This is a genomic window from Streptomyces sp. MUSC 14, from assembly GCF_001866675.1.
Lineage (GTDB): Bacteria > Actinomycetota > Actinomycetes > Streptomycetales > Streptomycetaceae > Streptomyces.
Map to the genome: position 1 here is coordinate 1 of NZ_MLYN01000025.1, position 14,730 is coordinate 14,730.

At 69.6% G+C, this 14,730-nt stretch carries 6 protein-coding genes and 1 tRNA gene; 6 read left to right on the plus strand and 1 reads right to left on the minus strand.

What is annotated here, in order from left to right; all coding sequences use genetic code 11:
* Nucleotides 1-144 precede the first annotated feature (144 nt).
* Together BIV25_RS16285 and BIV25_RS16290 are read left to right on the plus strand one after the other, a co-directional pair.
* Entirely contained in the window at nucleotides 145-807 is a 663-nt protein-coding gene (locus tag BIV25_RS16285; RefSeq protein WP_071373060.1) for a DegT/DnrJ/EryC1/StrS family aminotransferase, read from the plus strand.
* Between the two features lie 84 nt (nucleotides 808-891).
* A tRNA-Thr gene (locus BIV25_RS16290) sits at nucleotides 892-964 on the plus strand.
* A gap of 73 nt (nucleotides 965-1,037) precedes the next feature.
* On the opposite strand, the gene BIV25_RS16295 is transcribed toward BIV25_RS16290, so the two are convergent.
* Nucleotides 1,038-3,797: a SpoIIE family protein phosphatase gene (locus BIV25_RS16295; RefSeq protein WP_079176677.1), complete on the minus strand. Its 2,760-nt coding sequence runs from the start codon at nucleotides 3,795-3,797 to the stop codon at nucleotides 1,038-1,040.
* 408 nt (nucleotides 3,798-4,205) lie between these two features.
* Here BIV25_RS16295 and BIV25_RS16300 point away from each other — a divergent pair, with 408 nt between their 5' ends.
* The 4 genes from BIV25_RS16300 to BIV25_RS16315 all read left to right on the plus strand — a co-directional run bounded on the left by BIV25_RS16300 (nucleotide 4,206) and on the right by BIV25_RS16315 (nucleotide 14,664).
* On the plus strand, nucleotides 4,206-9,665 hold the full coding sequence (locus BIV25_RS16300) for a HAMP domain-containing protein (protein ID WP_107486149.1): 5,460 nt from the start codon (nucleotides 4,206-4,208) through the stop codon (nucleotides 9,663-9,665).
* Nucleotides 9,666-9,984: 319 nt separating this feature from the next.
* The gene (locus BIV25_RS16305) at nucleotides 9,985-10,668 is read left to right on the plus strand and encodes a two-component system response regulator (RefSeq protein ID WP_071373063.1); all 684 of its coding nucleotides are present in this window, start codon (nucleotides 9,985-9,987) and stop codon (nucleotides 10,666-10,668) included.
* A gap of 124 nt (nucleotides 10,669-10,792) precedes the next feature.
* Entirely contained in the window at nucleotides 10,793-13,534 is a 2,742-nt protein-coding gene (locus BIV25_RS16310) for a DNA translocase FtsK (protein WP_177235304.1), read from the plus strand.
* 287 nt (nucleotides 13,535-13,821) lie between these two features.
* Nucleotides 13,822-14,664 (plus strand): helix-turn-helix domain-containing protein, encoded by an 843-nt coding sequence (locus BIV25_RS16315; RefSeq protein WP_071373064.1) that lies wholly within the window; start codon nucleotides 13,822-13,824, stop codon nucleotides 14,662-14,664.
* Nucleotides 14,665-14,730 lie beyond the last annotated feature (66 nt).

Consider the following 14,730-nt stretch of genomic DNA (forward strand, 5'->3'; position numbering starts at 1 on the left):
CCTGTGGGAGAGTAGGACGCCGCCGAACAATTCTTCCAAAAAGGTCGGATCCTGAACTTCGGTTCGGGGTCCGGCCTTTTTACCGTTTACTTAACGTGTCGTTCATGTTGCGCGCCGAACATCCAGCACATGGGAACTGCTGCAATGCTCAGGGCCGCAGGTGTGGGAGTCGGTGACGAGGTCGTCGTACCGGCCTTCGGGAACGTCGAGGTCGCCGAGGCCGTGACCCTGGCCGGTGCGCTGCCGGTGTTCGCCGACATAGACCCGCTGACGTACTGCATCGATCCCGGCGCCGTCGAGGCGGCCGTAACGTCGCGTACGGCGGCGGTCGTTGCCGTGCATCGCTTCGGACGGCGGGCCGACATCGGGCGGTTGCACGTGCTGGGCCAGCGGCAGGGCCTGCTCATGCTGGAGCAGGGGGAGTCCGAGGCGCCGCACGACGAGATAGCGCAGCGTCGGCAGCGGGCCGCCTACCTGGACGCCAAACTCAAGGGAGTGCGGACGCCGGACGGGGGCGACGGGCACACGTATCAGCAGTACGTGGTGCGGGTCCCGGGTAACGGCCGGCCGGACCGGGACGCTTTCGCACGAGCCTTGCGCGCTAAGGGAGTCGAGTGCCGGGTGCCGGTGAAGACTCCCGTGCACAGGCTGCCGGAGTTCCGGCGGTGTGTGTCGCTGCCCGAGACCGAGCTGGCGGCCGACGAGACGCTCGCACTCCCCGTCGATGCCGCGCTCACCAAGCGGGAGATGCAGCGCATCGTTTCGGCGTGCAACGCGCTCGGCGGGCTGCTCCAGCCCGCCTTCTGAACGGCTCCCGAACGAATTTGGGAACCCGGGGCGGTTCGGGGTACAGTTTCTTTGTCGCCGCGAGGAAAGCCTCGAAAGCGACAGGCCCCTATAGCTCAGTCGGTAGAGCGTCTCCATGGTAAGGAGAAGGTCAACGGTTCGATTCCGTTTGGGGGCTCCGGCAGAAAAGGGCTCCACCCTCTCGGGTGGGGCCCTTTTTCATGCCCTCAAGGCCTCGCAGCCTGAGGCCCTCATGCGTCCTGGTGGATTCCCGGGACCCGCATCGCCAGAATCGCCATGTCGTCCGACGGGGCGTCGGACGCGAAGCGTTCCACGGCGCGCATGATGCGGGCCGCGACTGCTCCGGCCGTCAGACCCGTGCACGTGGTGAGGACGTCGGCGAGGCCGTCGTCGCCCAGCATGCGCGTGCCCTCACGGCGTTCGGTGACGCCGTCCGTGACGCAGAGCAGTACGTCGCCCGGATCGAGGGTGACGGTCTCCTCGTACAGCTCCAGGTCCTCGATGACGCCGAGCAGCGGTTGGGGTTCGGCGGCCGCGACGACCGTGCCGTCCTGGCGCAGGCGCAGCGGGAGAGGGTGGCCGGCGCAGACCACCTTGAGCTCCGCGCTGCCGTCCTCCTGAAGGCGCATCTCGCCGTAGAGGAGGGTCAGGAAGCGGCTGCGGTCGCCCTCGTCGAGGATGGCCGAGTTCAGACGCTCCAGGACCGCGGGGCCGGAGAGGCCTTCGCGCGCGAGCAGGCGCAGGGCGTGCCGGGCGAGGCCGGTGACCGCCGCGGCGTTGGGGCCCGTGCCGCAGACGTCGCCGATGGCGAAGCCGTAGGCGCCGTTGCCGATCGGGAAGAGGTCGTAGAAGTCACCGCCGACCTCGTTGCCCTCGCCGGCCGCGCGGTAGATGACCTCCACCTCGACGCCGTCGATGTGCGGGGTGCCGGGCGGCAGGAGGCTGCGCTGGAGGGCCTGGCTGATGGCCGTGCGCTCCGAGTACAGGCGGGCGTTGTCCAGGGCGAGCGCGGCCCGGCGGGACAGGTCCTCGGCCAGTTCCAGGATTTCCTGGCGGAAGTGCTCGTCGGTGGGCTTGCCGAGCACGAGCATGCCGATGACGCGGTTGCGGGCGACGAGCGGCAGGACGACCGTCTCGCCGCCGACCGCGGAGGCGGTGGCCAGGGTCGGGCCGATGCTGGAGGAGATCCGGTGGGCGGGTCCGCCGGACAGGCCGAGGGTGCGCATGGAGGTACGCAGCGCCGCCTGGTGGGCCACCTCGGCGGGGACCGTCCACACGCGGGCGCCGGGGGTCGGCACCGGGTCGGGCGGGGCGATCTTCGAGAGCAACGACTTGATGCCGTCGATGAGTTCCTCGTCCTCGTGCAGGACGTAGGACAGATACGGGTCGGACGCCTGGTCGGCGATCGTGTAGACGGCGCACCAGGTGGCCAGGGTCGGGACCGTCATCTGGGCCATGAGGGCCAGGGTCTGGTCGCGGTCGAGCGTGCCGGCCAGCAGGTCGGAGGCCTCGACGAGGAAGCTGAGGGAGCCGCGGCGCAGGCGTTCCAGTTCGCCGAGACGGGCCGACTCGACGGCCAGGGCGATGCGGTCGGCGGCGAACTGGAGGCGCAGCGCCTCCTCGTTGGAGTATCTGCCGGCTCCCTCGGCGGCGACGCCGAGGGAGCCGGTGAGGCGGCCCTCGACCTTCAGCGGGACCGTGACGACCGAGCGCATTCCGGTGCCGGACAGGAGCGGGACGGCGCCGGGTACGGCCGTCAGGTCGTCGTGGACGGCGGGCATGCGCGCGGAGCCGTACCGTCCGGGGCCGGCCTCGACGGGCACGCGCGCGAAGCGCTGGCGGGCGGAGGGCAGGCCGGTGGAGGCGCGGACCTCCAACTCGGTCTCGTCGTCGGTGGCGAGCAGCAGGAAGGCGGAGTCGCCGTCGAGCATGTCACGCGCGCGTTCCACCGTGCGCTGGAGCAGGCCGTCGAGGTCGTCCGGGGCGGGGGAGCCGATGAACACCTCGAAGGGATCGGTGTTCGGGCCGTCGGACGGCTGGTTCTGGTCGCTTGCCGGGACGCGCAGCGGCGTCTGGAGCACGGCGCGCTCGTGGTCCCGTACCAGGAGGCAGACGGTGGAGGGCTCGCCGCCGGTGTCGCGGACCCGGAGGTGCGAGGCGTAGACCGGGGCCACGCGGCCGTCGGCGCCGCGGATGCCGTAACTGCCCTCCCAGCGCGAGAGCTGGAGGGCCTCGGCGACGCCGGTGCTGGTGCCCGGGGTGTGCGGCCAGGCCGCGAGTTCGGTGAGGGGCCTGCCGATGACCTCGTCCGAGGCGTAGCCGAAGAGTTCCTCGGCGTCCTCGTTCCAGGCGGTCAGGGAGCCTTTTCGGTCGACTTGGAGGACGGCGACCCGGACCCGGCCGTCGGCCAGCGGCAGCAGCTCGGCGGGCAGGGACGGCCCGGCGGAGCGGGTGCCGACCGGGCGCTGGGGGAGATGGAGCTGGAACCAGACGTTCTTGTGGGTGGGGGTGTAGTCCACGCCCCAGCGGGCGGCGAGGGCCGCGCACAGCTGGAGGCCGCGGCCGCCCTCGCGGTCGGGGCTGCCCATCGTGGCGGCGGCGCTCTGGAGGGGGACCTCGCGCTCGGGGTAGCGGTCGGAGACCTCGATGCGCGCACCGTCGTCGGTGCGCAGGCACAGGACGTCCGCGTGGGTGCCCGCGTGGACGACGGCGTTGGTCACCAGTTCGCTGGTGAGGACGACGGCGTCGTCGACGATGTCGGCGAAGCCCCAGCCCTGGAGCGTGTCGCGGACGAAGGACCGGGCGGTCGCGACCGACCGCCCGACGGGCTCGAAGGTGGCGGCCGCGCGCGCGGTGATCACAGAACTCCTCGGCCGGTTGTCGGCGTGCAGGGCAGCATGGCCGGCCGGCTCGCTTCGCTGCTGGGGCAGCAGCTCGCCCGTCGGCTGTTGCTCCGGGGGCTGTCCCCCGGGGATGACTCCGGTGGTCATGGTCTGCGGCCGCCCCTCCGATGCCCCTCGTGCTCGTGCTACCGCCCAGGCCGGTCGGACCGGTGCGGCTGGACAGCCGGATGCAAGGTTACTTACCTTCGCCGTCCGTGCGGATGCCGGTCGCCGGTGTTTACCCCCCACGGTGTGCGGGCGATGTGCGAAGCTGCCGAACTGTTATGGCCTGGTTCGGCCCGGGTGAAACACTGGGCAAGCTTCTGATGAAGGTCGGGTCGGGCTGCGTGCGTTCCGTGTACGGCGGGCAGCAGCCTCTGGTGCGGCCGGATCTCGTCTGGCAGAAATACGCAGCAGTAATGGGTACGCGGAAGTATCCGGTATGCCGATGACCGGCGACCGGGACCGAAGCGGCAGAGCACGGCAGTAGCGGTCTACCCCTCCGGGAGGGACACAGTGGAGTCTGGCGCGGCGACGCGTGGCACGAAGACGCGCGCGAAAGGCGGACCGTCCCTGGGCAGGAGCGGCGGCACCACCGCCGTGGACACGGCTGCCCTGAACCGGCTGCTGGCGGCTCTCGTCTCGATGCGTGACGGAAACTTCCGCAAGCGGCTCACCGTGTCCGGTGACGGCGTGATGTCGGAGATCGCCGCCGTCTTCAACGAGGTGGCCGACAGGAACATGCATCTGACCGGGGAGCTTTCCCGGGTACGGCGCATGGTGGGGCGTGAGGGAAAACTCACGGAGCGGCTGGAGACGGGGGCGTGCGAGGGTTCGTGGGCGACCGCCATCGACGCCTCCAACGCGCTGGTCGACGATCTCGTCTGGCCGGTGTCGGAGGTCAGCCGGGTGCTGACGGCGGTCGCCGAGGGTGATCTGTCGCCGCGGATGGAGCTGCGCACGCAGGCGCAGGACGACGGTGCCGGGCATCCGCTGCGCGGCGAGTTCCTGAAGGTCGGGCGTACCGTCAACAATCTGGTGGACCAGCTGTCGACGTTCACCGACGAGGTCACGCGCGTGGCGAGCGAGGTCGGCACCGAGGGCAAGCTCGGCGGGCAGGCCCGGGTGCGCGGGATGTCGGGTTCGTGGAAGGACCTGACGGAATCCGTCAACACGATGGCCGACCGGCTGACGGCGCAGGTGCGGGACATCGCACTGGTGACCACGGCGGTGGCCAAGGGTGATCTGTCACGCAAGGTGACGGTCCACGTGGCCGGCGAGATGCTGGAGCTCAAGAACACCGTCAACACGATGGTGGACCAGCTGTCGGCCTTCTCCTCCGAGGTCACGCGCGTGGCCCGGGAGGTGGGCACCGAGGGCATCCTGGGCGGCCGGGCGCAGGTGCCCGAGGTGGCCGGTGTGTGGAAGGAGCTGACCGACTCCGTCAACACGATGGCGGGCAACCTGACCGCGCAGGTGCGGGGGATCTCGCAGGTCACGACCGCTGTCGCCAATGGTGATCTGTCGCAGAAGGTGACGGTTCCGGCGCGCGGCGAGGTCGCGCAGCTGGCCGAGACGATCAACCAGATGACCGAGACGCTGCGCATCTTCGCGGACGAGGTCACGCGCGTGGCGAACGAGGTCGGTGCGGAGGGGCGGCTCGGCGGGCAGGCGAACGTGCCGGGCGCGGCCGGGACCTGGAAGGACCTGACGGACTCGGTCAACACGGTCTTCCGGAACCTGACGACCCAGGTGAGGGACATCGCCGCCGTGACGACCGCGGTGGCCAGTGGTGATCTGTCGCAGAAGGTCACGGTGGACGTGGCCGGCGAGATGCTGGAGCTGAAGAACACCGTCAACGGCATGGTGGACCAGCTGTCGGCGTTCGGTGCCGAGGTGACCCGTGTCGCGCGGGAGATCGGTGTCGAGGGTGAACTGGGCGGTCAGGCACAGGTGCCCGGCGCCGCCGGTGCATGGAAGGACTTGACGGACTCCGTCAACACTGCATTCCGCAACCTCACCGGCCAGGTGCGCAACATCGCCCAGGTGACCACGGCGGTGGCGAACGGCGACCTCTCGCAGAAGGTCACCGTCGACGTCTCCGGCGAGATGCTCCAGTTGAAGAACACCGTGAACACGATGGTGGACCAGCTGTCGAGCTTCGCCGACCAGGTCACGCGCATGGCCAGGGACGTGGGCACGGAGGGGCGGCTGGGCGGTCAGGCCCGGGTGGACGGCGTGTCGGGCACGTGGAAGGAGTTGACGGACTCCGTCAACTTCATGGCCGGCAACCTGACGTCCCAGGTGCGCAACATCGCCCAGGTGACGACGGCGGTGGCCAATGGCGACCTGTCGCAGAAGATCGATGTCGACGCGCGCGGCGAGATCCTTGAGCTCAAGAACACGATCAACACGATGGTTGATCAACTGTCCGCCTTCGCCGACCAGGTGACCCGGGTCGCCCGGGACGTGGGTACCGAGGGGCGCCTCGGCGGCCAGGCGCAGGTGCCCGGTGTGGCCGGTGTGTGGCGGGACCTGACGGACTCCGTGAACGGCATGGCGGGCAACCTGACGGCCCAGGTGCGCAACATCGCGCAGGTCGCCACGGCGGTGGCCCGTGGTGACCTCTCCCAGAAGATCACCGTGGACGCGCGCGGGGAGATCCTGGAGCTGAAGAACACCCTGAACACGATGGTCGACCAGCTGTCGTCGTTCGCCGAGGAGGTCACCCGGGTGGCCCGTGAGGTGGGTACGGAGGGCATCCTCGGCGGTCAGGCCGAGGTGCAGGGCGTCTCCGGCACCTGGAAGGACCTCACGCAGTCCGTGAACTTCATGGCGAACAACCTGACGATCCAGGTGCGCAACATCGCCGAGGTCACGACGGGGGTGGCCAAGGGGGACCTGTCCAAGAAGATCACTGTTGACGCCAAGGGTGAGATTCTTGAGCTGGTCACGACGGTCAACACCATGGTTGATCAACTGTCCAGCTTCGCCGAGCAGGTGACCCGGGTGGCCCGTGAGGTGGGCACCGAGGGCATCCTGGGCGGTCAGGCGCATGTGCCGGGCGTCACCGGCATCTGGAAGGACCTGAGCAACAACGTCAACCTGATGGCCAACAACCTGACCATGCAGGTGCGCAACATCTCCCAGGTGTCCGCGGCCGTCGCCAACGGCGACCTGACGCGGCAGGTGACGATCGAGGCGCGCGGTGAGGTCGCGCAGCTCGCCGACACCATCAACACCATGGTGAAGACGCTGAGTTCGTTCGCCGACCAGGTCACCAAGGTGGCCCGCGAGGTGGGTACGGACGGCATCCTGGGCGGCCAGGCGCACGTCCCGGGTGTGGCCGGCACCTGGAAGGACCTCACCGAGTCCGTGAACCAGATGGCGTCCAACCTGACCGGTCAGGTGCGCAACATCGCCATGGTCACCACGGCCATCGCCAAGGGTGACCTGACCAAGAAGATCGACATTGACGCCCGCGGCGAGATCCTTGAGCTGAAGACGACGATCAACACGATGGTCGACCAGCTGTCCAGCTTCGCCGAGGAGGTCACGCGCGTGGCGCGTGAGGTGGGCACCGAGGGGCAGCTCGGCGGCCAGGCACGCGTGCGCGACGTCGACGGCACCTGGCGGGACCTCACCGAGTCGGTGAACGAGATGGCCGGGAACCTGACCCGGCAGGTGCGGGCCATCGCGCGCGTGGCGACCGCGGTGACCCGCGGTGACCTGAACCTGAAGATCGACGTGGACGCGTCCGGTGAGATCCAGGAACTCCAGGACTACATCAACAAGATGATCGCCAACCTGCGCGACACCACGATCGCCAACAAGGAACAGGACTGGCTCAAGGGCAACCTGGCCCGGATCTCCGCCCTCATGCAGGGCCGCCGCGACCTGGAGGACGTCGCGTCGCTGATCATGAGCGAGCTGACGCCGGTGGTGTCCGCGCAGCACGGCGCGTTCTTCCTGGCGATGCCGATGGTCGAGGGCAAGGCCTTGGGCAACGGCGAGGACAACTACGAGCTGCGGATGCTGGGTTCGTACGGCTACTCGATGGGCTCGATGCCGACGTCGTTCCGGCCCGGTGAGGCGCTGGTCGGCACGGCCGCCGAGGAGAAGCGCACGATCCTCGTGTCGGACGCGCCGAGCGGCTATCTGAAGATCTCCTCCGGGCTCGGCGAGGCCCCGCCCGCGCAGGTGATCGTGCTGCCGGTGCTGTTCGAGGGCAAGGTGCTCGGCATCATCGAGCTGGCCTCCTTCACGCCGTTCACGCAGATCCAGAAGGACTTCCTCAACCAGATCGCCGAGATGATCGCGACGAGCGTCAACACCATCTCCGTCAACACCAAGACCGAACAGCTGCTGAAGCAGTCGCAGGAACTGACGGAGCAACTGCGCGAGCGGTCGGCCGAGTTGGAGAACCGGCAGAAGGCGCTGCAGGCCTCCAACGCCGAACTGGAGGAGAAGGCCGAGCTGCTGGCCCGGCAGAACCGCGACATCGAGGTGAAGAACACCGAGATCGAGGAGGCCCGGCAGGTCCTGGAGGAGCGCGCCGAGCAGCTCGCGGTGTCGATGCGCTACAAGAGCGAGTTCCTCGCCAACATGTCGCACGAGCTGCGCACCCCGCTCAACTCGCTGCTGATCCTGGCCAAGCTGCTCGCCGACAACGCCGAGGGCAACCTCTCGCCGAAGCAGGTCGAGTTCGCCGAGACCATCCACGGTGCCGGCTCGGACCTGCTCCAGCTCATCAACGACATCCTCGACCTGTCGAAGGTCGAGGCGGGCAAGATGGACGTCTCCCCGACGCGTATCGCGCTCGTGCAGCTCGTGGACTACGTGGAGGCCACGTTCCGCCCGCTGACCGCGGAGAAGGGCCTGGACCTGTCCGTACGGGTCTCCCCGGAGCTGCCCGCGACCCTGCACACCGACGAGCAGCGGCTGCTTCAGGTGCTGCGCAACCTGCTGTCGAACGCGGTGAAGTTCACCGACTCGGGTTCGGTGGAGCTGGTGATCCGGCCGGCCGGTGCGGATGTGCCGGTGGGTATCCGGGAGCAGTTGCTGGAGGCCGGTGCGCTGACCGATCCGGAGGCGCCGCTGATCGCGTTCTCGGTGACGGACACGGGGATCGGCATCGCGGCCAGCAAGATGCGGGTGATCTTCGAGGCCTTCAAACAGGCGGACGGCACGACCAGCCGCAAGTACGGCGGCACCGGCCTGGGCCTGTCGATCTCGCGGGAGATCGCGCAGCTGCTCGGCGGTGAGATCCACGCGCAGAGCGAGCCGGGCCGCGGCTCGACGTTCACCCTGTACCTGCCGCTGCACCCGAGCGAACTGCCGCCACAGGGTTACCAGCAGTCCGTGCCTCCGCTGGGGGCGGGCGAGCTGCTGGCCTCCGAGGCGGAGCCGTCCTCGGAGCTGTCCGCGGTGGAGATCGAGACGCCGGCCGAGGTGAAGTCGTACCGCGAGACGCAGAACGGCCCCGCGGCGCTGTTCCGGCGCCGGCGGCGCGCCGCCCTGCCGCTGGGTGAGCCGCGGGCGGAGCACTGGACGGCCGCCGAACTGGAAGGCACGCTGCACCCCGCGCGCGCGGTGCGGTTCGGCGGCGAGAAGGTGCTGATCGTCGACGACGACATCCGTAACGTGTTCGCGCTGACCAGTGTGCTGGAGCAGCACGGCCTCTCGGTGCTGTACGCCGAGAACGGCCGCGAGGGCATCGAGGTGCTGGAGCAGCACGACGATGTGGCGGTCGTGCTGATGGACATCATGATGCCGGAGATGGACGGGTATGCGACGACCACGGCGATCCGCAGGATGCCGCAGTTCGCCGGCCTGCCGATCATCGCGCTGACGGCGAAGGCCATGAAGGGCGACCGGGAGAAGGCGATCGAGTCGGGTGCCTCGGACTATGTGACCAAGCCGGTCGACCCGGACCACCTGCTGGCCGTGATGCAGCAGTGGATGGGCGCGAGGTGACGCGAGATCACGAGGTGACGAGAAAAGAGGTTCACCGGGATGTGAACACCCGGGGAACCTCTGGCGGGCGTCGGGAGTTGCCCCCGTGGGGCGGCTGCGAAGGTAGGGCCCGAGTGAGCTGTGCGCGTATGGGAACGCCGGATTCCGGGAACCATCCGGGCCTCCGCGGCGTTTCCGCTACGTGCACAGTGACATCGCGGTGACAGGGTGTGGCGACGGGCGGGGTGCGGCTACGATGACCGGCACAAGGACGGGCGGCGATAGGGAGTCGTCCCCTGGGGCGGCGCCCGGTGTACCGCCGGGGCGAGGAGGGCGGGCCATGGTGCAGAAGGCCAAGATCCTCCTGGTCGATGACCGGCCGGAGAATCTGCTGGCGCTGGAGGCGATCCTCTCGGCGCTCGATCAGACGCTGGTGCGGGCATCGTCCGGGGAGGAAGCGCTCAAGGCACTGCTCACGGACGATTTCGCGGTCATTCTGCTGGACGTCCAGATGCCTGGCATGGACGGTTTCGAGACGGCCGCACACATCAAGCGCCGGGAGCGGACGCGGGACATCCCGATCATCTTCCTCACGGCGATCAACCACGGCCCGCACCACACCTTCCGGGGCTACGCGGCCGGCGCGGTGGACTACATCTCCAAGCCGTTCGACCCGTGGGTGCTGCGCGCGAAGGTCTCGGTGTTCGTCGAGCTGTACATGAAGAACTGCCAGCTGCGCGAGCAGGCGGCGCTGCTGCGGCTCCAGTTGGAGGGCGGCGGCAAGGGCGCGGTCGGCGGCGGCAAGGAGGCGGCCGGGCTGCTCGCCGAGCTCTCGGCGCGGCTCGCGGCCGTCGAGGAACAGGCCGAGGCGCTGTCCAAGCAGCTGGACGACGACTCGGCGGACGCGGCCGCGGTGGCCACGGCGGCCCATCTGGAGCGCAAACTCACCGGGTTGCGCCGTGCGCTGGACGCCCTGGAACCGGGTGCCGGGGCCGGCGGTTCGTCGGTGCCGGCGCAGAACTGACGTGTTCCCTGGCGGCGGTTGCCCATGAGCGCACGTCAGTTCCGAGTCCCCGCAAGGGCGACACGAACGGGTGAAGCTGTGGGCACACGTGTCCCCTGTCGTCTCCCCCGGTAACCTCACACCCATGGCCTCACGTCCCTCCGCAGCCAAGAAGCAGACCGCGAAGAAGGCGGCTGCTCCGGCGAGGAAGGCTGCGGCGAAGAAGACCCCGGCCAAGAAGGCGCCCGCCAAGAAGAAGGCGCCGGCGAAGAAGGCCGCGCCGCCGAAGCCGGCACCCAGCCCCACCGGGGGCGTGTACCGGCTTGTGCGCGCTCTGTGGCTCGGCGCCGCGCACGCCGTCGGCGCCGTCTTCCGCGGCATAGGGCGAGGCGCGAAGAACCTCGACCCCGCGCACCGCAAGGACGGCATCGCGTTGCTGCTCTTCGGTATCGCGCTGATCGTCGCCGCCGGCACCTGGGCCCATCTGAAGGGCCCCGTCGGCGATCTCGTGGAGATCCTCGTCACCGGCGCCTTCGGCCGGCTCGACCTGCTCGTGCCGATACTGCTCGCGGTGATCGCCGTACGGTTCATCCGGCACCCGGAGCAGCCGGAGGCCAACGGACGGATCGTGATCGGGCTGTCCGCGCTCGTCATCGGCGTGCTCGGGCAGGTCCACGTCGCCTGCGGCTCGCCCGCGCGCAGCGACGGCATGCAGGCGATAAGGGACGCCGGCGGTCTCATCGGCTGGGCGGCGGCGACCCCGCTGACGTACACCATGACCGACGTGCTCGCCGTACCCCTGCTGGCGCTGCTGACGATCTTCGGCCTGCTCGTGGTGACCGCCACTCCGGTCAACGCCATCCCGCAGCGGCTGCGCGCGCTCGGCGTACGCCTGGGCGTGCTGCACGACCACGAGGCCGAGGAGTTCACCGAGGACGACGAGCGCTACGACGAGCAGTGGCGCGAGGCGCTGCCCGCGCGCCCGCGCAGGCGCTCTGCCGCCCCCCAGTCGTACGACCCCGACGGCGCCGAGGAAGAGGCCCTCTCGCAGCGTCGCGGGCGGCCCAGGCGTTCCGCCGTGCCCCAGCCGGATCCGCAGCGCCAGATGGACGCTGTGGACGTCGCGGCGGCCGCCGCTGCCGCGCTCGACGGCGCGGTGCTGCACGGCATGCCGCCGTCCCCGCTGGTCGCCGACCTCACCCAGGGCGTCAGCACCGGCGGGCGCGAAGAGACCACCCCGGTGCCCACACCGACGCCGGCGCCCGAGCCCGAGCCCGCTCCGGCGCCCTCGCCGGTGCCGGCCGCGCGCCCCAGGCAGGAGAAGCTCACGGCCGGGACCGTCCCGGACCTGACCAAGAAGGCCCCCGAGGAGCCCCGCGACCTGCCCCCGCGCGCGGAGCAGCTCCAGCTCGCCGGGGACATCACGTACGCGCTGCCCTCGCTGGACCTGCTCACCCGCGGCGGGCCCGGCAAGGCGCGCAGCGAGGCCAACGACGCGGTCGTCGCCTCGCTCACCCAGGTCTTCACCGAGTTCAAGGTCGACGCGTCCGTCACCGGCTTCACCCGCGGCCCGACGGTCACCCGTTACGAGGTGGAGCTCGGCCCCGCCGTGAAGGTAGAGCGGATCACCGCCCTGGCCAAGAACATCGCGTACGCGGTCGCCAGCCCGGACGTGCGGATCATCAGCCCCATCCCCGGCAAGTCCGCGGTCGGCATCGAGATCCCGAACACCGACCGGGAGATGGTCAACCTCGGTGACGTGCTGCGGCTCGCGGAGTCCGCCGAGGACGACGATCCGATGCTGGTCGCCTTCGGCAAGGACGTCGAGGGCGGTTACGTGATGCACTCGCTGGCGAAGATGCCGCACATGCTGGTCGCGGGCGCCACCGGCTCCGGCAAGTCGTCCTGCATCAACTGCCTGATCACCTCGGTCATGATCCGGGCGACCCCGGAGGACGTCCGGATGATCCTGGTCGACCCCAAGCGCGTCGAGCTGACCGCGTACGAGGGCATCCCGCACCTGATCACGCCGATCATCACCAACCCCAAGCGGGCCGCCGAGGCGCTCCAGTGGGTCGTCCGCGAGATGGACCTGCGTTACGACGACCTCGCGGCCTACGGCTACCGGCACATCGACGACTTCAACCAGGCCGTCCGCGAGGGCAAGGTCAAGCCGCCGGAGGGCAGCGAGCGCGAGCTCCAGCCGTATCCGTACCTGCTGGTGATCGTGGACGAGCTGGCCGACCTGATGATGGTCGCGCCGCGGGACGTCGAGGACTCGATCGTGCGCATCACGCAGCTCGCGCGCGCGGCCGGCATCCACCTGGTGCTCGCCACCCAGCGCCCCTCGGTCGACGTGGTCACCGGTCTGATCAAGGCCAACGTGCCCTCCCGACTGGCCTTCGCCACCTCCTCGCTGGCCGACTCGCGGGTCATCCTCGACCAGCCCGGCGCCGAGAAACTGATCGGCAAGGGCGACGGCCTGTTCCTGCCGATGGGGGCGAACAAGCCGACCCGTATGCAGGGCGCGTTCGTCACCGAGGGCGAGGTCGCGGCCATCGTCCAGCACTGCAAGGACCAGATGGCGCCGGTCTTCCGGGACGACGTCACCGTGGGCACCAAGCAGAAGAAGGAGATCGACGAGGACATCGGCGACGACCTCGACCTGCTGTGCCAGGCGGCCGAGCTGGTCGTCTCCACGCAGTTCGGGTCGACCTCCATGCTCCAGCGCAAGCTGCGCGTCGGCTTCGCCAAGGCCGGGCGGCTCATGGACCTCATGGAGTCCCGCAACATCGTGGGGCCCAGCGAGGGCTCCAAGGCGCGTGACGTTCTCGTGAAGCCCGACGAACTGGACGGCGTGCTCGCGGTGATTCGCGGGGAGTCCTAGGGGTAGGGGCGCGTGGGGGCCGCCCGCCGGTGCGGGCTGGGCCGGGTGGCGGTCCCGCCGTGATCCACCCGTTAGAGATCAGGGAGCAACCGTTTCCCTTTGCGGTACGTCAAGTTGAGCGAAAGGGCAGCCGCAGACCCCGGGCCCGGGGACGTGTCTGTCCCGCCATTGGGATGAGCGGTTGTTCTGATGGCGTACAAATAGCACCGCCCTGTCGCCCCAACCTTTCGTACCCCCCTAGACTGAACCTCCAGCACAGGTGGCTCACACGCTCGAAAGGCGCCCCCGTGTCCATCGGCAACTCCCCTGAAGACGAGCGTCCGATCCCAGACGAGTCCCAGGAAGCCCGTGTCTCCGTGGGCCGCGCTCTCCAGCAGGCGCGGATCGCGGCCGGGCTCACCGTGGACGACGTCAGCAGTGCCACCCGGGTCCGTATCGCCATCGTGCACGCCATGGAGGCGGACGACTTCGCCCCCTGCGGCGGAGATGTGTACGCACGCGGGCACATCCGTACGCTGGCCAAGGCCGTCCACCTGGATCCCGCGCCACTGATCGCCCAGTACGACGCCGAGCACGGCGGCCGCCCCGCACCCACCCCTGTCGCGCCTCTGTTCGAGGCGGAGCGGATCCGTCCCGAGCGCCGCGGGCCGAACTGGACCGCGGCCATGGTCGCCGCGATCGTCGTCGTGATCGGCTTCGTCGGGTTCACCGCGCTCAAGAGCGGCAGCGGCGGAAACGACTCCAAGACGCAGGTCGCCGAGGGCACCTCGCCGTCCGCGACCAGGTCTGCCTCGCCCACGCCGACGAAGGACAAGCCCGCCGCGCCGAGCACCGAGCCGTCCGACAGCGCCATCGCCGCGGCCCCGCAGGACAAGGTGACCGTGCAGGTCAGCGCGCCGAACGGACGCAGCTGGATCAACGCCAAGGACCACAACGGCCGGATGCTGTTCGACGGACTGCTGAAGAAGGGCGAGTCCAAGACCTTCCAGGACAGCTCCAAGATCAATCTGATCCTCGGCGACGCCGGCGCGATCGAGCTGTACGTCAACGGCAAGAAGATCGACGACAAGTTCCAGCCGGGCGCCGTGGAGCGCCTCACCTACACGAAGGGCGACCCGGTGGCGGGCTGACCGGTCCCGCCGGATCGCAGATGTGACGGGGTTGGCCAAGATCGGCCAACCCCGTCGACGTGGGCT